Raw genomic sequence first — 24,511 nt, forward strand, 5'->3', positions numbered from 1 at the left:
CCATGGCTACATCGATACTGACACCGCCGCGTGTGCTGCCCGATCCGATCCGGGCAGCCATATTCGACATGGACGGAACGCTGCTCGACACCGAGGCCGCGCATCGCCGTGCCTTTGTCGAGACCGGCCATGCCCTCGGCCTGCCGCTGCCGGACGATCTGCTCCATTCGATGGTCGGCGTGCATCGCGGCGGCAGCCGCCGCCTCGTGGCGGAGCGCATGGGCGCCGATTTCCCGCTCGATCATTTCTTCGATGAAAGCGACGTGGTGTTCGAGGCCATGGTCGAGGCGGGCATCGCGCTGCGCCCCGGCGCCGAAGTAATTCTCGACCATTTCACCAGGGCCGGCATACCGCTCGCCATCGCCACTTCGACCGAAGCGCCTTACGCGGCGCAGCGGTTGGAGAAGGCGGGGCTGCTCTCCTACTTCGACGTCGTTGTGACCCGCAGCGACGTGACCCACGCCAAGCCGCACCCGGAGCCCTACCTGCTGGCCGCCAGCCGCCTCGGCGTCGATCCGGCGCATTGCGTGGCGGTGGAGGACAGCCCGGCGGGCGTCGCCGCCTCGTCCGCAGCGGGGATCGCCACCGTGCTGGTGCCGGACCTGCTGCCGCCGACCGAGGAAATGGTGCTCGCCAGCGCCGAAGTGCTGCCCAGCCTCCATGCCCTGCGCGACCTGCTATTGGCGCCTGCCGAGGCGCGCTGATCAGCCCTTATCGAGCCACCAGCGCATCAGCACATGCGCGATGGCATGGGCAGGCGGCGCCCCGAACGCCATGCCGTTCTCGTTCCGGCCGATGGCTTCAAGAGCATCGGCCACCTCCTCGCGGGTGAACCAGCGGGCATCTTCCAGCTCGGTGGTGTCGATGGTCAGGTAGTCGCTTTCGGCGACCGCGTAACAGCCGATCATCAGCGAGGACGGGAACGGCCAGGGCTGGCTGGCGACATAGCGCACATCGCGCACCCTGACGCCCGCTTCCTCGAAGATCTCGCGGGCGACGGCTTCCTCCACCGTTTCGCCCGGCTCCACGAAGCCGGCCAGCGTGGAATAGCGCCCCTCGGGAAAACGCGGCTGACGGCCGAGCAGCGCGCGGCCCTCGTGCTCGACCAGCATGATCGTCACCGGATCGACGCGCGGGAAATGTTCGGTACCGCAATCCGGGTTGGTGCAGGTCCGCTGCCAGCCGCCCTTGGCCAGCACCGTGCCCGACCCGCAGGTGGAGCAGAAACGGTGGCGGCAATGCCAACTGACCAGACTGCGCGCCGTGCCATAGGCGGCCAGTTCGTAAGGCGGCAAGACCGCCATCGTCAGCCAGTTGACCGGCGTGGCATGCGGCCCGCCGGGCGGCGTGACGGCGGGCACTTCGGCAAAGCAGGCCGCCTCGCCGTCGAGGCCGAGGAAGATCAGCTCGCTGTCCGGCGCCGCGCGGTCGATTCCGTCCCACAACAGCGCCCCGCTTCCGGCCAGGACCGCGTCCAGCCCGTCCATGCGCAGCAGGCGCGCATCCGGTCCCTGCAAGGCGGCGAGCGCTTCGGGGTCGTTGCGCACATGATCGGCGCGGTCGAGATGGGCGCCTGAGAAGGCAATGGGCAGGATCAAGCGGGCTTCTCCAACAGGGCCATGACATCGGCCTTCAATGCAGTCTGGAACTCGGGCAGGAGCGGCGTCGCATCGCTCGGCATGAACTGGACAAACAGCTGCGAGCGGATCGCGTGGTTCATGTCGACCATGCCCACCGTTCCCGCCGCGCCGGACCAGCCGAAAACGCCCGCCTCCGCGCCAAGGCCGATGCGCCCCCCGGCCCCGAACGCCGCGGGCCCGCCGATCATGTGCGAACGGTCCACACCATCGGGCAACAGGTTCGACGTACCCAGCGCCACTGCCCGCTGCGACAACACGCGCCGCCCGTCGATCACGCCACCCTGCGCCAGCAGGCGCAGGAAGCGGTCGTAATCGCGCGGGGTGCTGACCAGGCCGGAGCCGCCAAAGGGAAAGGCCGGAGGGTCGAGATAGACCGAGCTTTCCGGCGGATCGATCGGCACCAGCACGCCGCCCAGCGCCCCGTAATTGGTCGTCAGCCGCCGTGCCTGTGCGCGCGGCACGGTGAACGTGGTGCTGGCCATGCCCGCCGGTCCGAACAACGCTTCGGCCAGATAGGCATCGAAGCTCTTGCCGGTCACCACCTCGATCACCCGGCCCATCACATCCAGCCCCATCGAATAGGACCAGCGCGTACCCGGATCGGCCACCAGCGGCAGCGTCGCCAGCCGGTCGGCAAAATGATCGAGACCGCGAACGGTCGGCCCATAGGTCAGCCCCGGCACTTCGATCCGGCTGATCCTGCCGGGCACCAGCCCCTGCCGGACATAGGCATCGCGGATCGGCCCGGTCTGGACGATGGAATAGCCGATGCCCGAGGTATGCGTGACCAGATGGCGCATCGTGATCGGGCGCGGCGCGGGATGCAGGCGGTCGAGCGCCCCGTCATAGCGGTCCTGCACCTGCATCGTGCGCCAGGCGGGCAGAACGTCGGCCAGCGGCTGGTCGAGCGACAGGCGACCTTCCTCCACCAGTTGCATCGCCATGATGCCGGTGATCGGCTTGGTCATCGAATAGATACGGAACAGGCTGTCCGGCCCCATCGGCGTGCCGTCGTCGAAGCCCTGCGCGCCGCGCGCGACGAAACTGGCCTCGCGCCCCGCCATGCCGACAGAGGCGACCATGCCCGGAAACTTGCCGGTGCCGGTCCAGCGGTCGACCAGGGCCGAGACTTTCGGCAGCGCCGCAGGCTGCCCCACCGCCCATGCCAGACGCGGCATCACCGCCGCCCCCAGCCCCGCCACCGCGCCCAGCCGCAAGATCAGGCGGCGATCGATCAGGGCGGAAAGGCTCACGCCGCCTCCGCCCCGGCCCCGGCCCCGGCCCCGGCCCCGGCCCCCGCCAGCGCGAGGCGGGCGGCCTTGGCGAAAAGGGTCGGCAGCCCGGCCTCGTCGATCCGATCGAGCGGCCACCATTCACCTTCGCCCGGCGGATCGCCCGCCAACCTGCCGACATGCACCTGAAGCGAGAGTTCCAGCGCGAAGTGGGTAAAGACGTGGCCGACCCGCCCCGCACTCTCCCACGGCCCCGCTACCGGCCCTTCGCCGCTGCCGTCGCTGCGGGCGATCCAGCCGTCATCCGGCAGCGCCCGCATCCCGCCCAGCATGCCCTTGTCCGGACGGCGCACCAACCAGACATGGTCATCGCGCTCGATCCAGAACGCCCGGCCCTGCCGCGTCGGCTTGGCCTTCTTGGCCGCCTTGACCGGCAACCTCTCCGGCTCGCCCTGTGCCCGTGCCTTGCAGGGACCAGCCAGCGGACAGAGCAGGCAACGCGGCGCGCGCGCAGTGCAAACCGTGGCACCAAGGTCCATCATGGCCTGCGCAAAGTCGCCCGCGCGCTTGTCCGGCGTGATCGTATCAGCCAGCGCGCGGATTGCCGGGCGCGAACCGGGCAGCGGCTCCTCCAGCGCGAACAGGCGCGAGACGACGCGTTCGACGTTCGCATCCACCACCACCGCGCGCCGCCCGAAGGCAATCGCGGCAACGGCGGCAGCGGTATAGGCCCCCAGCCCCGGCAGCGCGCGCAGTTCGTCCTCGGTATCGGGAAAGGCCCCGCCCCGTGCCGCCACCGCGCGGGCGCAGGCCAGCAGGTTGCGGGCACGGGCATAGTAGCCAAGCCCCGCCCAGGCCGCCATGACCTCCTCGTCGGCGGCCGCGGCGAGATCGGTCACCTGCGGCCAGCGCGCGGTGAATCTGGCGAAATAGTCCTTCACCGCGGCGACCGTGGTCTGCTGCAGCATGACCTCGGAAAGCCACACGCGGTACGGCTCCGGTGCCGGGGTTCCCGGCGCCGCGCGCCAGGGCAGCACGCGGGCATTGCGGTCGTACCAGTCCAGAAGCAGGTCGGAGATCGTATCGCGGCTGGCGTCCATGCCAGCCCTATGGCATTGGAGCGCCGACAATGGAACGGGATCGCCCCAAGAACACCGGCAAGAATGCCGCAAAGACGCCGAAGCGCTTCGAGCGCCCACGCGGCGGACAGGCGCGCGCGATCGCCGATCTCATGCCCGAAGTGGGCCGCACCGCGTTCCGCCGCTTCGGCTTCGTGCAGTCGAGCGTGGTGACCCGCTGGCCGGAGATCGTCGGCGCCCGCCACGCCCGCGTCTGCTCACCCGAATCGATCCGCTTTCCGCCCGGCGAGAAGTGCGACGGCATCCTGCAACTGGTGGTTGCCCCCGCCCATGCGCCGATGATCCAGCATGTCGTGCCCGAGATCATCGAGCGGGTGAACCGCTTCTTCGGCTACAAGGCTGTGGCCAAGGCAAAAATCCGGCAAGGCGAGGTTAAGCCGCCACCTGCTGCAAGACCGCGGACCGCGCCGCCAAGCGTGAAGCCGGTGCCCTTCGAACTGGGCGAATCGCTGCGCGACGTGGGCGATCCCGAGCTTCGCGCGGTGCTGGAATCGCTGGCCCGCAGTCTGGCCGCCAAGGACGAGACATTAAAGGACGAACGGGGTACATGATGACCATCTCGAAGTCGCGCGCTGCAAAGCTCGGCGCGCTTGTCGCAACCGCCCTTCTCGCGACCGGCGCCGCACCGGCACGCAAGCCGGCCGCCAAACCCGCTCCCACCACCGCCAACTGGGCCGCGACGGTGACGATCACGGCCGACGGCAGTCACCTGCTGGGCAACCCCAGGGCGGCGACCCGGGTCACCGAATTCGTCAGCTACACCTGCCCGCACTGCGCCCACTTCACCAAGGAATCGGACGCCCCGCTGCGCCAGGGCATGGTGGCGAAAGGCCAGGTCGCGCTGACCATCACCAACCTGCTGCGCAACCCGATCGACCTCACCATCGCCATGCTGACGACCTGCGGCGATCCCAAGCGCTTCGTGGTGCGCCACAATGCCTTCCTCGCTACCCAGGATATCTGGATGGCAAAGCTGAACACCATCGGCGAGGACCGCCAGAAGCTATGGTATCAGGGCGACATTCAGGCCCGTATGCGCACCATTGCAGCCGACTTCGACTTCTATTCGATGGTCGCGCCCTGGGGCGTCACCCATGCCAAGGCCGACCAGTGCATCAACGACAAGGCCGCCTTCGCCAAGCTGGAGCAGCAGCAGAAGACCGTGCAGGCGGTCGGCGCCAACTCCACGCCCAGCTTCGTGCTCGACGGCAAGCTGCTCGACGCGCATGACTGGGCCGGCCTCTCGCAGGCCCTGTCCGCCAAGCAGGCCGCCCAGCGCAAGGGCAGCATCTAACCTCGCCCGACCACTCGAAAGCCCCGGAAATCCTGTGGGAAAGCAGGCTTTCCGGGCATCCCCCCAGCTTTGAACGCGAAAGGCCATAGGCTAGCTTTCGCAATTCCAATCGAGGATTCGCATCGATGACCCGTCCCGTTTTCCGCAAGATCGTTCTCGGCCTCGCCCTGGCCCCGCTCGCGCTCGGCCTTGCCGCCTGCGGCAAGAAGGACCCGGCCGACGGCGGCACTTCGGCGCCCATCGCCGGCGAACCGGTGGCCAAGGTCGCCGCGCCTGCCGGCAAGACCTGGTCGGACGTGGTCGCAAAGACGCCCGAAGGCGGCTACCGCATCGGCAATCCCGAGGCCCCGATCAAGCTGGTCGAATACGGCGCGCTGTCGTGCTCGCACTGCGCCAAGTTCGCGAACGACGGCTTCGGCACCCTGCGCGACACGTACATCAACAGCGGCCGCGTGAGCTATGAAGTGCGCTTCTTCATGCTCAACATCTACGACATCGCCGCCACCCTGCAGGCCACTTGCGGCTCGACCGAGGCGGTGCTGCCGCTGGCCGAACAGTTCTGGGCCTGGCAGCCCAACATGTTCCAGAAGCTGCAGGCGGCGGGCGAAGCCAAGCTGCAGGGCATCCAGAACCTGCCCAAGAACCAGCAGATGGCCGCGCTTTCCGAAGTCAGCGGCATGACCGAGTTCTTCACCTCGCGCGGGATCTCGCGCGATCAGGCAAACCAGTGCCTCGGCGACGCCGCCAAGGCCCAGGCGCTGGCCGACCAGACCGAAAAGGCCACCAAGGACCTCAACATCACCGGCACGCCCACCTTCCTGATCAACGGCAACACCGTCGGTTCGGTGGAGTTCAAGGAACTGGAAGCCAAGCTCCAGGAAGCCGGCGCGCGCTGATGCCCCGCCAGCCCTCGGCCTGACCTCGATCGATGCGCATCAAGCGGCTCAAGCTCAGCGGATTCAAGAGCTTCGTAGAGCCTGCCGAACTGCGCATCGAACCCGGGCTGACCGGTGTCGTCGGCCCCAACGGCTGCGGCAAGTCCAACCTCCTCGAAGCGATCCGCTGGGTCATGGGCGAAAGCTCGGCCAAGTCGATGCGCGGCGGCGGGATGGAGGACGTGATCTTCGCGGGGACGGCCAATCGCCCTCCCCGCGCTTTCGCCGAAGTCGTGCTCCACGGCGAAACCGCGCTGAACGCCCAAGGCGTGCGCGAGGAACTTGAAGTTGTCCGCCGGATCGAGCGCGGCGCCGGCAGCGCCTACCGCGTCAATGGCCGCGACGTGCGCGCCAAGGACGTGGCGCTGATCTTCGCCGACGCCGCCACCGGCGCGCATAGCCCCGCGCTGGTCTCGCAGGGCCGTATCGCCACCGTCATCGCCGCCAAGCCCGCCGAACGCCGCGCCATGCTGGAAGAAGCCGCGGGCATTGCCGGCCTCCACGTCCGCCGCAAGGACGCAGAAACCAAGCTGCGCGCCACCGAAGCCAATCTCGCCCGCCTCGAAGACCTCATGGCGGGGCTGGACAAGCAGGTCCTCGCGCTGCGCCGTCAGGCCAAGGCGGCGGAGCGCTACAAGGCGCTGACCGACCAGATTCGCCTCGCCGAAGCCCGCGTGGTGTTCGCCCGCTGGCGTGATGCCGCAGCCGCTGCCGAAGCGGCGCGCAAGGAAGCGCAGGCCGCCGAACTGCGCGTCACCGCCGCGCAGGACCTCGCCGCCGAGGCGCAGAAACAACAGGCTGAGGCTGCCGAGGCACTGATCCTCGCCCGTGACGACCTTGCCGACCGGCGCGACGATGCCAGCGCGCAAGGTCACCGCATGGCGACGCTGACCAGCCAATTGGAAGCCGCCGAACAGCGGCTCAAGGACCTCGACCGCCAGAAGCAACGGCTGGAAGAAGATCGCGGCGATGCCGACCGGCTGACCCGTGATGCAGCCGAGGCGCTCACCCGGCTTGAAAAGGAACTGGCCGACGGCCGCCGCCAACTCGAACTCGACGAAGCGGCCCGCCCGCGCCTTGCCAATGCGCTCGAGGGGGCCGAGCGCGCCTCCCGCGCCGCTGAACTCGATCTGGCGCAGGCAACCGCCGCGCAGGCCGGGGTCGAGGCCGAATGGCGCATCGCCGAAGCCGAACTGACACAGGCCCGCGCCCGGCTGGATCGCCTTTCCGCCGAAGCGGCCCGCCTTGCTGCACAAGTAGACGCTTTGGCGCAGGCGGGCGATCTCGATGCCGCCGTGGCCGAAGCGCGTGCCCGCGCCGAGACCGCCAGCGCCGCCCTCACCGCCGCCCGCGAAGGGCTGGAAGCGCAACAGGCGCGCAAGGGCGAGCTTCAGGCGGAGCGTGACAATGCCGCCTCGGCACTGGCCGCTGCCCGCGCCGATCTTACCGGCATCGAGCGCGAACATGCCGCGCTGCTCAAGGACCGCGAGGCCCGCGCCAAGGGCGCCAAGGCCGCGCATGGCCTGCCTGTCGCCATCGACGCGGTGAAAGTCGCGCCCGGTTACGAGCGGGCGCTGGCCGCCGTGCTGGGCCGCGATGCCCGCGCGCCTCTGGGTGAAGTCGCGAAGGCGGACGGCCGGTTCTGGACCGGCGCCGAAGCGCCCGCTGCAGTCAAGGACAGCCTTGCCGCGCATGTCACCCGCTGCCCGCCGGAACTCGCCGCTCGCCTTGCGCTCGTCCATGTCGCCGACGAGGACGATGCACGGGCGCTGGGGCCCGGCGAATGGCTGGTCACGCGCGGCGGTGTGCTGCGGCGCTGGGACGGCTTCGTCGCGCGCGGCGAAGGTGCTGCCGAAGCGGCACGGCTGGAAGCTGAAAACCGCTTCGCCGAACTCGACGCACAATTGCCCCCCTTGCGCGCAGCGGTTTCCGCTGCCGAGGCACGGCAGGCTGAAGTGCAGCAGCAGCTGGCCGCGCTCTCCACTGCCGTGATCGCCGCCGAGCGGGCCATTGCCGATGCCGCCACGGCCGAGCGCACCGCCTTGCGCGGCGTCGATCAGGCCGAGGATGCCCGCCAACGCCACGCCGCCCGCCGCGCCGAAATCGCCCGCGCCGAAACGGAACTCGCCGAGCAGCGCGAAGCCGCCCAGCAGGATGTCGCCACCGCCGAGGCCAAGCGCGCGGCCCTGCCCCATCCCGAAACCGGCCGCGCCGCGCTCGATGGCGCGAAGCAGAAGAACGACGAGGCCCGCATCGGGCTGCAAGCCGCCACGGCAGCACTGGCCGCGCACGATCAGGGGCTGGCCGTCGCGCGCGAACGCTCGACGTCGCAAGCCGGTGACATTCGCGGCTGGCAGGCCCGCGCTGGCGATGCCGCCAACCGGCTTGCACAGATGGGCGGACGGCTGGAAGAGATCGAGAACGAGCGCGCGGTGATCGCAGCCAAGCCCGCCTCGTTGATCGAGCAGATCGAACAGGGCGAGGCGATCCGCAGCCGTCTGGCCGAGGAACTGGCCAAGGCCGACGCGACGGTCAGCGCCCTGACCGAAACCGCGCGCAAAGCCGACACGGCGCTCTCCGCCGCGCAGGAAACCATGGCCTCCGCCCGCGAATACCGCGCCGGAACCGCTGCCCGCGCCGAAAACGAGGACGCCCGCCGCATCGAGACAACGCGCGTTTCGGGCGAGCGTTTCCAGTGCCCGCCGCCGGTGCTCGCCGAACGCTTCGGCTTCGCGCCTGCCGATGTCGGCCATGCCGAAAACGAAGGCTCCGGTATGGACCGCCTGGTCGCCGACCGCGAGCGGATCGGCCCGGTCAACCTGCTCGCCGCCGACGAACTGGCCGAGGCTGAGGCACGTCTGGGCGTGAGCGTCACCGAAAAGGCCGAGCTGGCCGAAGCGGTTGCGCGGCTGCGCGGCTCGATCGGCAATCTCAACCGCGAGGGCCGTGAACGTCTGCGCGCCGCCTTCGAGGCGGTCGACGGCCACTTCCGCCGCCTGTTCACGCGGCTGTTCCAGGGCGGCCAGGCGCACCTCGCGCTGGTCGATTCGGACGATCCGCTGGAAGCCGGCCTCGAAATCTTCGCCCAGCCGCCGGGCAAGCGGCTGCAGTCGCTGACGCTGCTTTCGGGCGGCGAGCAGGCGCTCACTGCCGTCGCGTTGATCTTTGGCCTGTTTCTCACCAACCCGGCACCGATCTGCGTGCTCGACGAAGTCGACGCGCCGCTGGACGACGCCAATATCGAACGCTTCTGCGACCTCCTCGAAGCGATGACCAAGGAAACCGACACGCGCTATCTTGTCGTCACCCACAATGCGGTGACGATGAGCCGGATGCACCGCCTGTTCGGCGTGACGATGGTCGAGAAGGGCGTCTCTCGCCTCGTCAGCGTCGACCTTGTCGGTGCAGAGCAACTGCTGGCGGCGGAATGATGCCCCTGATCGACGAGTACCTGCCGCAGTTCCAATTCTCCGAGACGCATTCCGCCGCTGTGAAGGCCGCCCCTGACGCCATCCTCGATGCCGTGACGGCCTATCGCCCGGAAAGTGATCCTTTCTTTCGCACCATGATTGCGCTCCGCGAATTGCCTGCGCGGCTCACCGGCAAGCAACGACCGGAACCCTTCGGTATGGCGAATTTCACACTGTTGGAACGCACACCGAACGGACTGGTCTACGGCCTGATCGGTCAGTTCTGGCAGGCCGATTACGGACTTCGCCCTGTGACGGATGGCCACGCGTTCAAGGCTTTCGACGAAGCGGGCACCCCCCAGTTGGCGCTCGGTTTCGATGTCCACCAGACGCCCAAAGGTCATCGCCTGACGACGCAGACCCGCGTGTTTTGCCCGGATCGCGAATCCTTCCGGCGCTTCCGGCCCTACTGGCTGCTCATCCGCCCCGTCAGCGGCTTGATCCGCAGGCGAATCCTCGGCGCCGTACGCAAGACGGCAGAGCGCGGCTGATTCACTTCAGCACGAACCGCGGCCCTGGCCCCAGCGCTCCTGCCTCGTCATCGCGGTTGTACAGGCGGCATTTGGCAAGGCTGAGGCAACCGCAGCCGATGCATTCATCCAGCTTGCGGCGGGTCAGTTCCAGCAGCGCGATCCTCGCGTCGATCGCCTCGCGCATGGAGAGGCTGATGCGTTCCCAATCCTCCATCGTCGGCGTGCGCCCTTGCGGCAAACTGGAGAGTTCGCGCTCGATCTCGGCAAGGCCGAGGCCCAATTTCTGCGCGATGAGCACGAAGCTCACCCGGCGAATGTCGGAGCGCAGGAAGCGCCGCTGGTTGCCGCTCGACCGCAGCGAAGTAAGCAGCCCCTTCTCCTCATAGAAGCGGATCGCGGAAACCGCGACACCGGTGCGGCGGGCGAGATACCCGATGGAGATGAAGCGATCCTCGACCATCAGCGACTTCTGCCGCCTTTTTCGCTTGATCTCAAGTTAGCTTGAGGTTGCATCAAGGCGAGGCCGGCGATTCGACCGGCGGAAAATGCAGGAGACATTCCGATGGCCCAGGGCCGCCTCGAACATGCCAACATCACCGTCAGCGACATCGACCGTTCTTCCGCGCTGCTGCAGGATCTGCTCGGCTGGCACGAACGCTGGCGGGGGCCCGCCATCAATGGCGGCGAGACGATCCATGTCGGCGGGGATTTCAGCTACATCGCGGTCTACACCGACCGCAAGACGCAGGCGAAGGACGGCACAAGGCGCTTCGGCAAGGGCGCCCCGCTCAACCACGTCGGCCTGGTGGTGGACGACCTCGACGAGGCCGAACGCCGGGTGATCGCGGCAGGCCTCGTGCCGTTCAACCATGCCGACTATGAGCCGGGCCGCCGCTTCTATTTCTTCGACTGGGACGGCATCGAGTTCGAACTCGTCAGCTACGCTTAGAGCGGTTTGCGAGCCATCAGGTGATTCCACCTGATTGGAAAACGCTCTAAGTCCGCAGTGCGTTGAACATTTCCCTGAAGCCCGCGCGGCGCATCAGCCTCCTGCGCCCCCTCAGACCGTGACGCCCTGCGCCCTGGCAAAGGCATCGAGCCGGGCCTGGAAAGCGGCCTTGCGCTCGGGCGCGATCCAGGCCGCATCGAAGGCGTTACGCTCGATCCGCAGCAGTTCGGCCTTGGTCAGGTTGCTGCGGATCTGCGCCTTGACCATGACCTCGTTGATGTACTCGCTGCCCATATAGGCGGGATCGTCCGAGTTGAGCGTGACCTTGAGCCCATTGTCGAGCATGCCGCGCACGACGTCGACCGGCTTGCCGTTCACGAGGATCTGCCCCGAGAAGGTCGGGCAGACGGTGAAGGTGATGCCCCGTTGGCGCGCGATAGCCATCAGTTCGGGCGATTGCAGGATATTGCCGCCGTGATCGATCCGCTCGACCCCGATGTCGAGCAGCGCCTCGCGGATATGGCCGAGCGTATCCTTCTGGTTGACGTCGCAGTGCGTCGTCACGTGCAGGCCGGCCGCGCGTGCCTTGGCGAAGTGGGCGGCAAACTTGCCGGGCGGATTGTCCTTCTCGTCGGAATCGAGGCCGACACCGACCAATCTGTCCTTGTAGGGCAGCGCGGCATCGAGCGCCTTCATCGCATTGTCAGCGGTAAGATCCCGCATGAAGCAGAGGATCAACTGCGATTCGATGCCCAGTTTCGCCTGGGCATCGGCACGCGCCTGCGTGATTCCCTCGATCACCGCCTCGACCGCGATGCCCCGATCGATATGCTGCTGGGGATCAAAGAACATCTCGGCATATAGCACGTTCTGCGCATGGGCCTTGGCCAGATAGGCATAGGCCAGGTCGTAGAAGTCCTGTTGCTTGAGCAGCACGTTCATGCCGTCGTAGTAGATCGCCAGGAAGCTCGGCAGGTCGTGGTAGACGTAGCTGCGCTTCATCGCCGCGACATCGGCGTAAGGCAGCTTTACCCCGTTACGCTGGGCAAGCGCGAACTTCATCTCGGCTTCCAGCGTGCCTTCGAGATGGACGTGGTATTCCGCCTTGGGCATTGCCGCGATGAAGCGGGCCATGTCGCCCGCCGCGCCGTCTGCGGGCGCCGCCAGTGCGCGCACGCCGGCAAGAGCGGGAAGCGCAGGCACAAGAAGCGCGGCCTGCGTGAACAAGCGTCGGGAAAGCAGCATCGGATACTCGCACTGGAAGGAAACCCCGTTCCTCTATCCGCGAATGCCCTGGCGCCTGTCCATCGACGAAAACGACACGCCCCATTCCAGAAAAGCGGGGACTACCTTCGAGTTAGGCGGCGCGGACCCATTAGAGCGTTTTCCGATCTGATTGAATCAGATCGGGCTCTCCAGAATCTTTGTTTTCCGCGTTTTTCCGAAACACGGCGTGTTCCACTCCGTTCGAAAAACGCTCCAATCACGCCAGCGAGGCACCGATATGTTCGCCATTTGGGCGCCTCGCTGGTGCCGTTTATGAGTTTACGGCCTAGCTCCAGGTCGCCTCGGGCGGCAGGCTCATCAGGATGGCGTCGATGTTGCCGCCGGTCTTGAGCCCGAACAGCGTGCCCCGGTCGTAGACAAGATTGAACTCGGCGTAGCGCCCGCGCCATTCGAGCTGCCGGGCCTTGTCGGCGGGCGTGAAAGCCAGCCCCATCCGACGGCGCACGAGGCGCGGGAACACCGCGAGGAAGGCCTCGCCCACCGCCTGGGTGAAGGCGAAATTGGCCTCCCACGCGGCATCATCGGCGCATTCAAGGTGATCGTAGAAGATGCCGCCCACACCGCGATGAACCTTGCGGTGGGGAATGTAGAAATACTCGTCCGCCCAGGCCTTGTAGCGCTCGTAATAGCGCTCTCCGTGAGCGTCGCAGGCCGCCTTGAGTTCGGCGTGGAACTCGGCGGTGTCCTCGTCATAAGGCAGCGGCGGATTGAGATCGGCACCGCCGCCGAACCAGGCCTTGGTGGTGGTGAGGAAACGGGTGTTCATGTGCACGGCCGGCACGTGCGGGTTGCGCATGTGTGCGACGAGGCTGATGCCAGTGGCGGAAAAGGCGTTCTGTTCGGCCGAGGCGCCATTGATCGTGCCGGCGAAATCCTTCGAAAGTGCACCGACAACGGTGGAAACGTTGACGCCCACCTTCTCGAAGACCTCGCCCTTCATCAGCGCGCGGGTACCGCCGCCGGTCTCGCCGGCCTCTCCACCTTCGACCGCCGCGCGCTTCCACGGGGCGTATTCGAAGGAAGCGGCGGAGCCTGCCTCGCGCTCGATCGCCTCGAACTCGGCGCAGATGCGACTGCGCAACGTCTCGAACCAGTGACGGGCGCGGTCGGTGTGGGCAGTCCAGTCAGTCATTCGTTTTCCCCTTGCGGCCGCGCTTGCCAAATCGCGAAGGTCACGGCAAGGGAAAGCCATGGTTCCCTTTTCGTTCTGCGCGCAGGAGATCTTTCTGGTGCCGCCGCCCGCCTCGGCCCCGGCGACCCGCGGGAGCGCGCTCTACTGGCCGCGCGAGCAGGCGCTGCTGGTGGCGGACCTGCATCTCGAAAAGGCCAGCTTCTTCGCGCAGACCGGGCAGATGCTGCCGCCCTACGACAGCCGCGAGACATTGGAGCGCCTCGCCCACGCGGTGCGGCAGACCGGCGCGCGGCGGGTCTTCGCTCTGGGAGACAATTTTCACGACAGCGCCGGGACACAGCGGCTTGATCCGCATAGCGCAGGCATGCTCTGCGCACTTACCCGCGTGCTCGACTGGGTGTGGATCACCGGAAATCACGATCCCCATCTCGGCCACGAGGCAGGTGGCTCCCAGGTGCAGGAAATCGCGGTCTCGGGCATCACCCTGCGCCATGAGGCGAAGCCGGGCTGCACCGGAGCGGAACTTTCGGGCCACTATCACCCCCGCCTGATCGTCCATGCACGGGGTCGCCGGATCGCTCGCCCCTGCGTGGTCCATGGCGGCAACCGGCTGATTTTGCCTGCTTTCGGCGCGCTTACCGGCGGGATGGACGCAGCCGATCCCGCCATCGTCAAGGCGCTCCAGCCCGCCAACGAGATCGACGCCCTGGTCGCCGCCAAGGACCAACTTCTGCGCTATCCCCTCTGGCGAGCAGCCGCCTGAGCACCTATATGCGTCATGACCGTTTCATACGGTCGGGGCGTCCTGTAGATTTCCTTGAAATCGGCCTTTGCGTGTCGAGGCGATTCGCATTAATGACGCCCGAACTTGCAGCCATTTGACAGAAGCGATTCAGGAGAACGCATATAGCACCCCCACCCCGGCGCATGATGACGCCACCGGTCAAGAGTGGACCGCGCTACAATAACATGATCCAGTCGGACAAGGTCCGGGTTATCGACCAGGATGGCGAGAACCTGGGTGTCATGTACACGCGTGCGGCCATCGAACAGGCGGCCGATGTCGGTCTCGACCTGGTTGAAGTCTCGCCGAACGCCGATCCGCCGGTGTGCAAGTTCCTCGATGTCGGCAAGTACCGGTATGAGGCCCAGAAAAAGGCCAATGCCGCGCGCAAGACCCAGAAGACGCAGGAGATCAAGGAGATCAAGATGCGTCCGAACATCGATGACCATGACTACGAAACCAAGATGCGTAACGTGGTCCGCTTCATCGGTGACGGCGACAAGGTGAAGGTCACCCTGCGCTTCCGCGGTCGTGAACTTTCGCACCAGCAGTTGGGCATGAACCTGCTGCGCCGCGTGCAGGAAGACGTCGCTGACATCGCCAAGATCGAAGCCTATCCGCGCATGGAAGGCCGCCAGATGCTGATGGTGCTCTCGCCCAAGTAAGGCGAGCAAGGCACATCGAATCGGGCCTAACGCAAAGGGCGCGCCGCGAGGCGCGCCCTTTGTCGTTCGGGGCCGGTTCTTGTGGGCAAGCGGGCCGGCTCTGCGAAAGACCGCTTGGAGCGGTTTCCGATCCGATTGCATCGGATCAACTGCTCTAAGATTTGGTTTTACGCGTTTTCCGAGTCATCAGGTGATGCCACCTGATTGGAAAACGCTCTAAGATCTTGGTTTTACGCGTTTTCCGAGTCATCAGGTGATTCCACCTGATTGGAAAACGCTCTAAGGCGAATTTTCAAGCCAACGCCTTTTCCAGCACGACCATCGCCAGCGGCGGATCGACCAGGACCGGGAAGGGGCGCTTCTCGCCCGTCTGCCCATAACCACGCCGCTCGTAATACGCGATCAGCTCAAGGCGCTGGTCGATCACTGTCATTTCCATGGCGTGCGCGCCGAACACGCCTCGCGCAAGATCCTCGGCGGCCGCGATCAACTGGCGGCCCAGACCACCCGCCTGTAGCACCGGATCGATGCAGAGCAGGCCGAGGTAGGCCAGTCCCGCCCCCTTGAAGGTCACCTGCACGCAGCCGATCGGCGCGCCGTCCTCGGAAATCGCCACCAACAGGCGATCGGAGGCACTGCGCACGATGGCCGTCAATTCGCCGAGATCGGTGCGGTCATCGCTCAGCAGGTCCGCCTCGAACGTCCACCCCGCCCGCGCGCTGTCGCCGCGATAGGCACGCTCGATCACCAAATGCAGCGCGGGAAGATCGGCCTCGGTGGCGACACGAATTTGCATGGCTGTACTCTCCGGACATCAACTCCCCCGCTGTACTCATGCCAAACGGCAAACAGGAGAGGCCGGACTACAAATTTTTGGGGGTAGCGAGGAATCGCGCCCCAGCCCTAGATTCACGGGACCATGAACATGCCGATGCCTGATCCCGCCAGCGATCCCACCTGGGGGTTGACCGAGAAGGAGAAGCAGACGCTTCGCCTGATCGTGCGCGGCCACGATGCCAAGTCGATCGCGCGCGATCTCGACCTCTCGGTCCACACGATCAACGAGCGGCTGCGCGACGCCCGCCGCAAGATGGCGGTGTCGAGCAGCCGCGAAGCCGCGCGCCTGCTGCTGGCGGCGGAAAGCGACGCGCCAGGCTCGCTCCCCGAAATGCTTGGGGACAGACGAATGGGGGAGGACCCGGATCGCCCCGCGAACGATCATGACAATGCGCCGCGTGACGGCGCCGGGCTGGTGCGTCGCCGGCCCTGGATCATCATCGGAGTCCTGCTCATGTCATTGACCCTCGGCCTTGCAGTGCTTGCCGCCCTCCCCCAGGCAAGCGCTCCAGGCGTACCCACGGCCACGGCCACCGCAGCCGACAGCGAAGTGGTGGACGCCGCCCGCCAGTGGCTCACGCTGGTCGATCAGGGACGCTGGGACGACAGCTACCGGGACACCGGCTCGGCCTTCCGGAAACTGAACACCGCTCAAGTCTGGGCCACAACCTCCGAAACAGTGCGCGAGCCGCTCGGCGCCGTGCTCTCGCGCGTGCTGCTCAGCCAGGAGGAACTCCCCGCCCCGCCCAATGGCTACCAGGTGGTCAGGTTCCGCACCCGCTATGCCAACAAGGCCAGTGCGGTGGAGACCGTCTCGCTCGAACGCGAAGAAGGCAGGTGGCGGGTGGTGGGCGTCATCATCGAATAGGCGCCCTGAAAAGACCGATTGTTGCAAGGAGCGAGCGCCCCGGGAGCCCGATTGGAAATCCGTGTGAAACATGCGCTTGGAATGACAGCGCCAGAAAAGGACGTCCCGGCACACCGCCCGGACCCCGCCCCGAGGCCCTGCGCTGCTCATTCCAATGACACCCTTCCTGCCCCGCTCCCTGCGCCCGCCCCTTGCATCCGTGCACTGGGCCGCACCGGTCGCCGTCCTGCTGGCCACCAGCGGCTGCGCCGGATCGCTGATGCACGCCGATCCGCTCGGTACAAGGCGGGCAGCCAGCGAAGAGCAAGCCCCGCCGCCTCCCCAACAGCGCGAGCCGGTGCTCTCCAGTATGCCACGGCCCGAAGCCGTGAAGCCGCCGGTCGCCCCCGAGCCTGCGACGGCGGCGGCAAGAACGGCGGCAAGAATGCCCGCCCCGCCGCCCGAGACGACATCCGCGCCGATCCTCGTGACCGGCGCCGTGCCGCGCAAGCCGAAGCCGCAGATCTTCCCCGATACCAGCGCGACGATCGTCTTCACTGTCACACCGGCGGGAACCTGCCCCCAATGCCGGCTGACAAAGATCACCGTCTCCCCGACCGGCGAAGTGCTGATCGAACTCGGCCACTGGGACGCGGTGCAGCGCGACTGGGACTACCAGCACTACAAGGCCAGGGTGAAGCGCAACGCCGCCAATGCCTTTGCCGCCGGCCTCAAGGCCGACCGCCCCACGGGCGAGGCGAGCGTGCACATGTCCGGCCTTGCCTGCACGCTGCCGACCCGGGACGCGGGACTCACCATCCAGTGGCTCGAATTTGGCCGCCGCGACCGCCTCAACGTCGTGTTCGACTGCCCTGCTTCCGGCGACCGCCAGACCGCCCAGCGCCTGCGCCATGCGCCCGATGTGCTGGCCCTGCGCCGGATCGCCGCGCCCTGAGGGACAGTTGCTGCCCTCCCCCCAATGATCGCAGCGCAGTCCCCGTTCAGGCAGGAGATACCGCTGCAGCCCTGCTTTTCATCAGCGGTTGGATGCGCGTACCGAAGGCCTCCACGCCTTCGAGGAAATCGTCGAAAGTCAGCAGCACGCCGCCGGTGTTGGGCACCTCGGCCATCTCGTCGAGCATGCGCGCCACACTTTCGTAGCTGCCGACCAGCGTGCCCATATTGATATTCACCGCCCCTTCCGGCGCGGCAAGCTGGCGCACGTTGGTGTCGGTATTGACCGTGTCCTTCGCACCCTGGTCGGCGAGCCAGGCGATGGCTTCGAGATCGACGCCGTCGTTATAGCTCTGCCACTTGGCCATGGCTTCCTCGTCGGTTTCGGCAGCGATCACCATGACCAGCACAAAGACCGAAACGTCGCGGCCGGTTTCCGCGGTGAACTTCGCAAGGCGGTCGTTGTTGGAGGCGAAGGCGGTGGGGGTGTTGACGCCCTTGCCGAGGCAGAAGGCATAGTCCGCCCACTGCGCCGAGAAGGCGAGGCCCGCGTCGGACGAGCCCGCGCAGATGATCTTCATGTCGGCTTCGGGCTGCGGGCGGACAAGGCAATCGTCCATTTCATAGTACTTGCCCTTGAAGTCCGAGCGGCCGGTCTCCCACAGTTCGCGCAGCACCTGCGCATATTCACCCAGCACATCGTAGCGGTTGCGAAAATGCTCGTCGCCCGGCCAGAGGCCCATCTGGGTGTACTCGGGCGGCTGCCAGCCGGTGATGAGGTTGAGGCCGAAGCGGCCATGGCTGATGCTGTCGATGGTGTTGCACATGCGCGCAGCAAAGGCGGGCGGGATGATGAGCGTGGGGCATGTGGCGAAGATCCTGATCTTCTCGGTCACCGCCGCGAGGCCCGCCATCAGTGTGAAGCTTTCGAGGCCATATTCCCAGAACTGCGTCTTGCCGCCGAAGCCGCGCAGCTTGATCATCGAGAGCAGGAAATCGAGCCCGTACTTCTCGGCCCGCCGGGCGATCTCCTTGTTGAGATCGAAGCTGGGCAGGTATTGCGGGGCATTCTCGCTGATCAGCCAGCCATTGTTGTTGATGGGAACAAAAACGCCGACTTGCATGGGCTTCAGCTCCTGAGAAATTCGAGAACGAGGCGATTGAAAGCTTTCGGATCGGTCACATTGCAGGCGTGGCCACCCCAGTCGAACGTGGCGACGTCGGCATGCTCCACCGGCTCGGCGAGATCGAGCGCGGTGGCGAAAGGCACGAGGAAATCGTCGCGCGTGGCGATGGCCAGCAGATTGTCGAGCGCGGCGAGGCCAGCCGGATCCGGCGTGTAATCCTGCACCGCGGCAATGCGCTTGGCGGTGGTGGCGATGCCCGGGAACGCGGCAAGGTGATGATCGAGCTCTGCCGCAAGATCGCTGTCGTGCGCGACGATCCAGTCGGGCGGGTAGAGGAACAGCGGCTGCGCTTCGAGGAAGGCGCGCTCGCCCGCTCCGTGCAGCAGCGCAAGTCGGGCGGCAAAGCAGCGCCGGGTATGCGGGGAGAGCCTCCGCCAGCCGTTGATGACGATCAGCCGGTCGATCCGGCCGGAGCGGAGGGCGGTTTCGATCCCGATGGCGCCGCCCAGCGCATGGCCGATGCAATGCGCCCGCTCGATGCCGAGAGCGTCCATCAGCTGGATGACATCACCCGCCATATCCGCGACCGATGTGGTCTCGGGAAGCGCGCGGTCACTGCGGCCGGTGCCGCGATGGTCGTAGGCGAAGACGCGGAAATGCGCGGCCAGCGCCGCAAGGTTCGGCGCCCAGTAGCCTGCCGACCCGCCAAGGCCGCTCGACAGGATCAGCCATGGCGCATCCGCGCTGCCATGGATTTCGTAGTAGAGCCCGCCCGCCTCAGGCAAGATGGGCGACCGAGGCGATCTCGACCAGGCAATCCGGCTTCACCAGCTCGCACTTGATGCAGTAGCGCGCGGGCTTGTCGCCCGGGAAATACTCGGCATAGACCGCGTTGAAGGCGGCGTAGTCGTTCAGGTCCTTGAGGAAGATGTGGTTCATGGCGATGTCCGCCATCGTCCCGCCGGCGGCCTCTACCGTGGTCTTGATGACCTCCAGCACATGGCGCGTCTGCGCGGCGGCATCGCCGACATGGAGCACCGCGCCGCCCTCCCCCAGCGCCAGCACGCCCGAGACGTAGACGACATTGCCCGCCTTGGCCCCGGCCGAATACGGCGCGATAGGCGTGGGAAACTGCGGCGGATTGATCGGTTCGAAAGGCATCAGATCTCCCCAGAAGGCATATCACGCGGCGGAAGCTGGCCGGCAGCAGTGCGGAAATCGGCGACGCTGCTCACCCAGCCGAAGAACTTCTCGACGTTGTAGAGGCTGGCCTCGCGGATGAAGTCGGGCCCGAGGTGGTGCACCGCGTCCTCCAGCAGCACGCCGAAGTATTCGAGGTGGAAGCCGTCGCGCAGGGTCGATTCGACGCAGACGTTGGTGGCGATGCCGGTGAAGATCAGCGTGCGGATGCCGCGTGCGCGCAGCACCGAATCGAGCTGCGAGTTGAAGAACGCCGAATAGCGCGGCTTGTGCACGCGAAGGTCATCGTCCTGCGGTGCCAGCGCCTCCACCAGTTCGTAATCCCACCCGCCCCGTGCCAGGAACTTGCCGACAAGCTCGGGCCGGGCCCGCATGGTCTTCAGCGCATTGGACTTGTGGTAGTTGGGCGAGAGCGGCGTGCCGGCCTCCGCATAGCCCGCATCCCAGCCGTTCTGCAGGAAGACCACCGGCATGCCCGCCCTGCGCGCCACGTCCAGGACATCGGCGATCTTGGGAATCACGCCGGCGGCCGGGCCAACGTCGAAGCCCGCCTCGTCCACATAGCCGCCCTGGCTGGCATAGGCGTTCTGCATGTCGACAACGATCACCGCGGTTGTCGCGGCATCGAGCCGGATCGCTTCGGGACGCGCCGGCAGCACCACCGAGGGGCCGGAACGCGTTGGCACGGGATCGACGATTGCTTCGCTCACCCGCGCAGGATTGAGCAGGTGCAGCAAATCGTCAAGCCGCTTCGAAAAATCGTGTGTTTACGCGCCCTTCCACTCACGGCGCTCTTCCGCCGCGCGCAGGACTTCGTAAGCCAGCTGGTAGGTCTGAAAGGCCTTGGCGGCCTCGGCATCGTCGGGCCGGACATCCGGGTGGACTTCCTTGGCCTTCATCCGCCAGGCCTTGCGCACGGCATCGAAGTCGGCATCGGGATCGAGCCCAAGCGCCTCCAAGGCGTTGAGCTCATCCCGGCTGCGGCTGCCGTCGCCCGAGCCCGCCCAGCCGTAATGCGCCGATTCCTTGTAGCCGTCGGTCTCGGAACGCTCTTCAGCCTCGCGCTGCGCGGCTTCCTCGGCATCGAGGCCCGCAAAGTAGTCCCAGCCCGCGTTGTATTCGGCGGCATGCTTCTGACAGAAGTACCAGCGATCGCGGCTGTTGGGGCTCTTGGGTGCCGGGCAATCGCCCGGCTCGGTGCAGCCATGCCGGTCGCACAGGCGCACCTGCGCTGCCTCGCGCGAGCTGCCATAGCTGCGCCAGCGCGGGAACCCCCAGTCCATGGATCGACCTGCTCTGCTCATTCGACCGCCGATACCTGCCGACTCGAAACCATTGCAAGCCCCAACTGCCCCCGCGACAAATGAGGCAGAAACCGAAAGGCCCGGCTCGCGCATGCGAACCGGGCCTTTGCCAAACCGGGAAACCGGCGCCAATCAGTCGATCGTGACGGTCACCGCGCGGCGGTTCTGTGCCCACGACGCCTCGTCCGAACCCAGTGCGACCGGACGTTCCTTGCCGAAGCTGACGGTGCTGAGACGCGAAGCATCGACGCCAAGGCTGACGAGGTAGTTCTTGGCGGCATTGGCGCGGCGCTCACCCAGCGCGATATTGTATTCGCGGGTGCCGCGCTCGTCGCAGTGGCCCTCGATCGTGGCGCGCTTGCTGGGGTACTGCATCAGCCACTGCGCCTGCTTGGCGAGCGCAGCCTGGTCTTCGGCGTCGATGTCGTACTGGTCGAGACCGAAGTGGATGGTGTCCGAACCCATCATGCGGGCGAGGAAGTCGGCCTGGCTGCCGGGGACCGGACCGGCGGGCTGACCGGGGGTCTGGGTGGTGGTGGCCGGGCCGGGCTCGGGCGGGAGCTGCTTGGGTGCCTTGGTGCCGCAAGCCGAAAGGGCCAGTGCACCGGCGACGAGAAGCACGGTGGTACCGGTCTTCACGGATCGGTTGGCGGTCATGAGGGCAGGCATGAGGCAATCTCCTGTGGTGCGCGGCCGGTCGAACGGCCCCGTCTGTTTAGGTGTTCGTGCAAATGTAAACACTGTCAACCTGAACGGTTGCCGTCCGAGGGGCCGGCAACGCGCAGGTTACAGCAAAATCGGCCGCGGCGTCAGGGGCGAACCGGCCCCCAGGCCGGATCGGAGGCGCCCACCGGGGTCGGCAGCTTGCGTTCGTTCTTGCCGGTGAGGTCAACCTGCCAGATCGAGCTCTTGCCGCTGGTCTTTTCGGTGCGGAAGAACTGGACGATGCGTCCGTTCGGCGACCAGGTCGGCGCCTCGTCCTGCCAGGAATTGGTCAGGTAGCGCAACCCGCCGCCGCTGGGGCTCATCACCGCGACGCGCAGATTGCCCGCGATATGGGTGAAGGCGATCTGGTCGCCGCGCGGGCTCCATTCCGGCGTCGCCGCGCGGCCGCCGAAGAAGCTGATGCGGTGCTGGTTCGAACCATCCGCGTTCATCACGTAGATCTGCTGGGTGCCCGAACGGTCGCTCTCGAACACGATCTGCGAGCCGTTGGGCGAATAGGAACCGCCGATCGAGATGCCGGGCGTGTTGGTCAGGCGGATCGGCGTCCCGCCGCTCGAGGAGATGCGGTAGATGTCGGTATTGCCGCCGCTCGCCATCGAATAAAGGATCCACTTGCCGTCCGGCGACCAGCGCGGCGCCATCGTCGGATTGCCCGTGCGGGCGATCAGCTTCTGGCTGTCGCTGGCCAGATCGTAGATGTAGATGCTCGGCTGCCCGTTGAGATACGACAGATAGAGGATCTTCGAATAGTCGGGCGAATAGCGCGGGGTGAGCGCGGTGGCCTGGCCGCTGGTCAGATAGCGGTGGTTGGCGCCATCCGAATCCATGATCGCCAGCCGCTTCATGCGGTGATCCTTGGGACCGGTCTCGGCAATGTAGGCGATCTTCGAATCGAAGAACGGACTTTCACCCGAGAGCCGCGAATAGACCATGTCCGCGCACTTGTGTGCCGCGCGGCGCCAGTCGGAAGGAGCGACCTGCCAACCGCCCTTCATCAGCTGCTGCTTGAGTTGGACATCGTAGAGATAGCAACCGATCGTCAGGTTCCCGTCGGCACCGGCGCGCACATAGCCCTGCACCAGCATGTTCGCCGCGCGTGCCGACCAGGTCGGGTAGTCAGGCGCCTGCACCTGGGCATAGGCGGGCTGCGGCAGGCCGTCCGGGCCCGAGGGCTTGAACAGGCCGTTGTTGCGAAGATCGGACGCAACCACTTGCGACAGGGCGCGGCCCAGCGCGCCGGTCGAGCCGGCATTAGTCTGGGTCGGCACGTCGTTGTCGGTCGCGAAATTGGTGATCGCGATACCGAGGTCCTGCCAGGCGCCGTCGGCGGAAACCGAGCCGGTGAGGCCGGCATCGTCGGCTTCGAGCCCCTGATCGGCCTGCCCCGCCGGAGCAGGCGCCGACTGGGCGGGCACCGGTGCCGGCTGCGATTGGGCATAGACACCGTAGACCGGTGCAGTCGAAGCCAGAGCGAACGACAGGACGAGCGTAAGCGGACGAGAAGTCATTGCGAGAGCCTCAGGTCGAAACGGAACGACGAAACGCGTTTCCACGCATCGTAGTATTCCGAGGGAAGATTGAAAGGCGAAGCGAGTTGCACCGCGCGGATCGCCTGTTCGGCATGGCGCTGCGCCTGCGCGCGGTTGGCGGCGGTGATACCCGTCTGGCGCACGACGGTAGGCCGACCGGCAAGGCTGCCGTCCGGGTTGAGATTGAACGAGAGGATCGTCACCAGCTGATCGGCATCGGCGCCATCCGGCGGGCTCCAGTGCGGCTTGAGCTGCCGGGTGATCGCCCCCGACAGCGCCGAGCGCACTTGCGGGCCTATAGCGGCGGCAGGCGTCCCCTTGCCCTGGTTGCTGGTCGCGCCGGAAACGCCGGACAGGAAATCGGAGCCGACACGGCTTCCACCGGCCTTCTTCGGCGTGGCCGAGGGCTTTGCGGCGGTATTGGCCGAACGGTCGATGCCGGTGAGGATCTGGTCGATCGGGTTCTTGCGCGGCGGTGTGCGCGTGGCCGGCTTCGCAGCGGGCTTGGTAGCCGGTTTCGGAGCCGGCTCCACGGGCCTTGGCGCAGGTTTCGGGGCCGGTTTGGGCGCCGGCTTGGGAATCGGCCGCGGCGGCACCGGCGCAGGCTTAGGCACCGGCTTCGGCGCCGGGACCGGTCGCGGCGCGGGTTGCGGCGGAACCGGCCGCGGCGCAGGCGCTGGCGGCACCGGCTCGGGCGCAGGTGCGGGTTCGGGTGCCGGGGCCGGGGCCGGGGCCGGAACGGCCTCGCCCAGGGTCGGCGCGATGTCGGGAGCGGCCTGCTCGAACGGGTTGGGCGACGTCGAGGTGGGCGCGACATCGTCGCTCAGCGTCACCTCGATGCGCTGCGGCGGCGCAATCACCGGTGGCTCGCCCGGCTGCGCGCGCAGCAGGACCAGCAGCCCCGCGTGCAGCGCAAGCGCCACCCCAAGGCCAAGCCCCTCTTCCTTGCTCAGTCCGGACCTGGTTCTAACCGTTGCCATTGCGTCC

Annotated in this window: 26 protein-coding genes; 11 read left to right on the plus strand and 15 right to left on the minus strand. The window is 66.8% G+C overall.

Annotation, left to right across the window (positions count from 1 at the left end):
- Positions 1-2: 2 nt before the first annotated feature.
- Entirely contained in the window at positions 3-704 is a 702-nt protein-coding gene (locus OKA11_RS13415) for an HAD family hydrolase (protein ID WP_267221069.1), read from the plus strand.
- Here the strand turns inward: OKA11_RS13415 and nudC are convergent, their stop codons facing one another.
- Genes nudC through mutY form a run of 3 tightly spaced genes read right to left on the minus strand, consistent with a single transcriptional unit; the run spans position 705 to position 3,972 of the window.
- A complete protein-coding gene (nudC, locus tag OKA11_RS13420) occupies positions 705-1,598 on the minus strand; it encodes an NAD(+) diphosphatase (protein WP_267221071.1) in 894 nt (297 codons plus the stop codon).
- Positions 1,595-2,893, minus strand: coding sequence for a serine hydrolase domain-containing protein (locus tag OKA11_RS13425; RefSeq protein ID WP_267221073.1), 1,299 nt, complete (start codon positions 2,891-2,893; stop codon positions 1,595-1,597). Before OKA11_RS13425 ends, nudC begins: the two co-directional genes overlap by 4 nt.
- The gene (gene mutY, locus OKA11_RS13430; protein ID WP_267221075.1) at positions 2,890-3,972 is read right to left on the minus strand and encodes an A/G-specific adenine glycosylase; all 1,083 of its coding nucleotides are present in this window, start codon (positions 3,970-3,972) and stop codon (positions 2,890-2,892) included. The genes OKA11_RS13425 and mutY overlap by 4 nt, the downstream gene beginning before the upstream one ends.
- Positions 3,973-4,001: 29 nt before the next feature.
- On the opposite strand from mutY, the gene OKA11_RS13435 reads away from it, so the two are divergent.
- From OKA11_RS13435 to OKA11_RS13455, 5 genes are all read left to right on the plus strand, one after another.
- Complete coding sequence (locus OKA11_RS13435) at positions 4,002-4,562, plus strand: DUF721 domain-containing protein (RefSeq protein WP_207079331.1); 561 nt, start codon at positions 4,002-4,004, stop codon at positions 4,560-4,562.
- The gene (locus OKA11_RS13440; protein ID WP_267221079.1) at positions 4,559-5,305 is read left to right on the plus strand and encodes a thioredoxin domain-containing protein; all 747 of its coding nucleotides are present in this window, start codon (positions 4,559-4,561) and stop codon (positions 5,303-5,305) included. The genes OKA11_RS13435 and OKA11_RS13440 overlap by 4 nt, the downstream gene beginning before the upstream one ends.
- A 125-nt stretch (positions 5,306-5,430) precedes the next feature.
- The gene (locus OKA11_RS13445; protein WP_267221081.1) at positions 5,431-6,201 is read left to right on the plus strand and encodes a DsbA family protein; all 771 of its coding nucleotides are present in this window, start codon (positions 5,431-5,433) and stop codon (positions 6,199-6,201) included.
- A 32-nt stretch (positions 6,202-6,233) separates the two neighbouring features.
- Positions 6,234-9,671 carry an AAA family ATPase gene (locus tag OKA11_RS13450; RefSeq protein ID WP_267221084.1) on the plus strand — a complete coding sequence of 1,146 codons (3,438 nt, stop codon included), beginning with the start codon at positions 6,234-6,236 and terminating at the stop codon, positions 9,669-9,671.
- Entirely contained in the window at positions 9,668-10,201 is a 534-nt protein-coding gene (locus OKA11_RS13455; RefSeq protein ID WP_267221086.1) for a hypothetical protein, read from the plus strand. The genes OKA11_RS13450 and OKA11_RS13455 overlap by 4 nt, the downstream gene beginning before the upstream one ends.
- 1 nt (position 10,202) lies before the next feature.
- Here OKA11_RS13455 and soxR read toward each other — a convergent pair whose 3' ends face one another.
- Positions 10,203-10,643 (minus strand): redox-sensitive transcriptional activator SoxR, encoded by a 441-nt coding sequence (gene soxR / locus OKA11_RS13460; protein WP_267221088.1) that lies wholly within the window; start codon positions 10,641-10,643, stop codon positions 10,203-10,205.
- 102 nt (positions 10,644-10,745) lie between these two features.
- Between soxR and OKA11_RS13465 the strand changes: the two genes are divergently transcribed.
- Positions 10,746-11,132 carry a VOC family protein gene (locus OKA11_RS13465; RefSeq protein ID WP_207079336.1) on the plus strand — a complete coding sequence of 129 codons (387 nt, stop codon included), beginning with the start codon at positions 10,746-10,748 and terminating at the stop codon, positions 11,130-11,132.
- A 111-nt stretch (positions 11,133-11,243) separates the two neighbouring features.
- Here the strand turns inward: OKA11_RS13465 and add are convergent, their stop codons facing one another.
- Together add and hemF are read right to left on the minus strand one after the other, a co-directional pair.
- A complete protein-coding gene (add, locus tag OKA11_RS13470) occupies positions 11,244-12,377 on the minus strand; it encodes an adenosine deaminase (protein WP_267221091.1) in 1,134 nt (377 codons plus the stop codon).
- Positions 12,378-12,684: 307 nt separating this feature from the next.
- Entirely contained in the window at positions 12,685-13,551 is an 867-nt protein-coding gene (hemF, locus tag OKA11_RS13475; protein ID WP_267221093.1) for an oxygen-dependent coproporphyrinogen oxidase, read from the minus strand.
- A gap of 58 nt (positions 13,552-13,609) precedes the next feature.
- On the opposite strand from hemF, the gene pdeM reads away from it, so the two are divergent.
- Positions 13,610-14,314, plus strand: a complete 705-nt coding sequence (gene pdeM / locus OKA11_RS13480) for a ligase-associated DNA damage response endonuclease PdeM (protein WP_267221095.1) — start codon at positions 13,610-13,612, stop codon at positions 14,312-14,314.
- 164 nt (positions 14,315-14,478) lie between these two features.
- Positions 14,479-15,000, plus strand: a complete 522-nt coding sequence (gene infC, locus OKA11_RS13485; RefSeq protein WP_142632117.1) for a translation initiation factor IF-3 — start codon at positions 14,479-14,481, stop codon at positions 14,998-15,000.
- A gap of 292 nt (positions 15,001-15,292) precedes the next feature.
- Here the strand turns inward: infC and OKA11_RS13490 are convergent, their stop codons facing one another.
- Positions 15,293-15,796 (minus strand): GNAT family N-acetyltransferase, encoded by a 504-nt coding sequence (locus OKA11_RS13490; protein ID WP_267221098.1) that lies wholly within the window; start codon positions 15,794-15,796, stop codon positions 15,293-15,295.
- Positions 15,797-15,931: 135 nt separating this feature from the next.
- Between OKA11_RS13490 and OKA11_RS13495 the strand changes: the two genes are divergently transcribed.
- Together OKA11_RS13495 and OKA11_RS13500 are read left to right on the plus strand one after the other, a co-directional pair.
- Positions 15,932-16,705: a helix-turn-helix domain-containing protein gene (locus tag OKA11_RS13495; RefSeq protein WP_267221269.1), complete on the plus strand. Its 774-nt coding sequence runs from the start codon at positions 15,932-15,934 to the stop codon at positions 16,703-16,705.
- 199 nt (positions 16,706-16,904) lie between these two features.
- A complete protein-coding gene (locus OKA11_RS13500; protein ID WP_267221100.1) occupies positions 16,905-17,639 on the plus strand; it encodes a hypothetical protein in 735 nt (244 codons plus the stop codon).
- A 46-nt stretch (positions 17,640-17,685) separates the two neighbouring features.
- Here the strand turns inward: OKA11_RS13500 and rutA are convergent, their stop codons facing one another.
- The 8 genes from rutA to OKA11_RS13540 all read right to left on the minus strand — a co-directional run bounded on the left by rutA (position 17,686) and on the right by OKA11_RS13540 (position 24,504).
- Positions 17,686-18,762, minus strand: a complete 1,077-nt coding sequence (gene rutA, locus OKA11_RS13505) for a pyrimidine utilization protein A (RefSeq protein ID WP_267221103.1) — start codon at positions 18,760-18,762, stop codon at positions 17,686-17,688.
- 5 nt (positions 18,763-18,767) lie between these two features.
- On the minus strand, positions 18,768-19,550 hold the full coding sequence (gene rutD / locus OKA11_RS13510; protein ID WP_267221105.1) for a pyrimidine utilization protein D: 783 nt from the start codon (positions 19,548-19,550) through the stop codon (positions 18,768-18,770).
- Positions 19,543-19,926 (minus strand): pyrimidine utilization protein C, encoded by a 384-nt coding sequence (gene rutC, locus OKA11_RS13515; protein ID WP_207079341.1) that lies wholly within the window; start codon positions 19,924-19,926, stop codon positions 19,543-19,545. Before rutC ends, rutD begins: the two co-directional genes overlap by 8 nt.
- The gene (locus OKA11_RS13520) at positions 19,926-20,675 is read right to left on the minus strand and encodes an isochorismatase family protein (protein ID WP_267221109.1); all 750 of its coding nucleotides are present in this window, start codon (positions 20,673-20,675) and stop codon (positions 19,926-19,928) included. Before OKA11_RS13520 ends, rutC begins: the two co-directional genes overlap by 1 nt.
- Positions 20,676-20,732: 57 nt before the next feature.
- Complete coding sequence (locus tag OKA11_RS13525) at positions 20,733-21,269, minus strand: J domain-containing protein (RefSeq protein ID WP_267221111.1); 537 nt, start codon at positions 21,267-21,269, stop codon at positions 20,733-20,735.
- A 132-nt stretch (positions 21,270-21,401) separates the two neighbouring features.
- Positions 21,402-21,938: a peptidoglycan-associated lipoprotein Pal gene (gene pal / locus OKA11_RS13530; protein ID WP_267221113.1), complete on the minus strand. Its 537-nt coding sequence runs from the start codon at positions 21,936-21,938 to the stop codon at positions 21,402-21,404.
- A gap of 140 nt (positions 21,939-22,078) precedes the next feature.
- The gene (gene tolB, locus OKA11_RS13535; protein WP_267221115.1) at positions 22,079-23,503 is read right to left on the minus strand and encodes a Tol-Pal system beta propeller repeat protein TolB; all 1,425 of its coding nucleotides are present in this window, start codon (positions 23,501-23,503) and stop codon (positions 22,079-22,081) included.
- Positions 23,500-24,504 carry an energy transducer TonB gene (locus tag OKA11_RS13540; RefSeq protein WP_267221118.1) on the minus strand — a complete coding sequence of 335 codons (1,005 nt, stop codon included), beginning with the start codon at positions 24,502-24,504 and terminating at the stop codon, positions 23,500-23,502. The genes tolB and OKA11_RS13540 overlap by 4 nt, the downstream gene beginning before the upstream one ends.
- Between the last annotated feature and the right edge of the window lie 7 nt (positions 24,505-24,511).

Origin of the sequence: Novosphingobium clariflavum (assembly GCF_026420865.1) — a bacterium.
GTDB classification, from domain to species: domain Bacteria; phylum Pseudomonadota; class Alphaproteobacteria; order Sphingomonadales; family Sphingomonadaceae; genus Novosphingobium; species Novosphingobium clariflavum.

Coding starts and splice junctions, on each gene's coding strand:
- OKA11_RS13415 (WP_267221069.1), top strand. CDS start 3: ATGGCTACATCGATACTGACACCGCCGCGTGTGCTGCCCGATCCGATC.
- mutY (WP_267221075.1), bottom strand. CDS start 3,972: ATGGACGCCAGCCGCGATACGATCTCCGACCTGCTTCTGGACTGGTAC.
- OKA11_RS13435 (WP_207079331.1), top strand. CDS start 4,002: ATGGAACGGGATCGCCCCAAGAACACCGGCAAGAATGCCGCAAAGACG.
- OKA11_RS13440 (WP_267221079.1), top strand. CDS start 4,559: ATGATGACCATCTCGAAGTCGCGCGCTGCAAAGCTCGGCGCGCTTGTC.
- OKA11_RS13445 (WP_267221081.1), top strand. CDS start 5,431: ATGACCCGTCCCGTTTTCCGCAAGATCGTTCTCGGCCTCGCCCTGGCC.
- OKA11_RS13450 (WP_267221084.1), top strand. CDS start 6,234: ATGCGCATCAAGCGGCTCAAGCTCAGCGGATTCAAGAGCTTCGTAGAG.
- OKA11_RS13455 (WP_267221086.1), top strand. CDS start 9,668: ATGATGCCCCTGATCGACGAGTACCTGCCGCAGTTCCAATTCTCCGAG.
- soxR (WP_267221088.1), bottom strand. CDS start 10,643: ATGGTCGAGGATCGCTTCATCTCCATCGGGTATCTCGCCCGCCGCACC.
- OKA11_RS13465 (WP_207079336.1), top strand. CDS start 10,746: ATGGCCCAGGGCCGCCTCGAACATGCCAACATCACCGTCAGCGACATC.
- add (WP_267221091.1), bottom strand. CDS start 12,377: ATGCTGCTTTCCCGACGCTTGTTCACGCAGGCCGCGCTTCTTGTGCCT.
- hemF (WP_267221093.1), bottom strand. CDS start 13,551: ATGACTGACTGGACTGCCCACACCGACCGCGCCCGTCACTGGTTCGAG.
- pdeM (WP_267221095.1), top strand. CDS start 13,610: ATGGTTCCCTTTTCGTTCTGCGCGCAGGAGATCTTTCTGGTGCCGCCG.
- infC (WP_142632117.1), top strand. CDS start 14,479: ATGATGACGCCACCGGTCAAGAGTGGACCGCGCTACAATAACATGATC.
- OKA11_RS13490 (WP_267221098.1), bottom strand. CDS start 15,796: ATGCAAATTCGTGTCGCCACCGAGGCCGATCTTCCCGCGCTGCATTTG.
- OKA11_RS13495 (WP_267221269.1), top strand. CDS start 15,932: ATGCCTGATCCCGCCAGCGATCCCACCTGGGGGTTGACCGAGAAGGAG.
- rutA (WP_267221103.1), bottom strand. CDS start 18,762: ATGCAAGTCGGCGTTTTTGTTCCCATCAACAACAATGGCTGGCTGATC.
- rutC (WP_207079341.1), bottom strand. CDS start 19,926: ATGCCTTTCGAACCGATCAATCCGCCGCAGTTTCCCACGCCTATCGCG.
- OKA11_RS13525 (WP_267221111.1), bottom strand. CDS start 21,269: ATGAGCAGAGCAGGTCGATCCATGGACTGGGGGTTCCCGCGCTGGCGC.
- pal (WP_267221113.1), bottom strand. CDS start 21,938: ATGCCTGCCCTCATGACCGCCAACCGATCCGTGAAGACCGGTACCACC.
- tolB (WP_267221115.1), bottom strand. CDS start 23,503: ATGACTTCTCGTCCGCTTACGCTCGTCCTGTCGTTCGCTCTGGCTTCG.
- OKA11_RS13540 (WP_267221118.1), bottom strand. CDS start 24,504: ATGGCAACGGTTAGAACCAGGTCCGGACTGAGCAAGGAAGAGGGGCTT.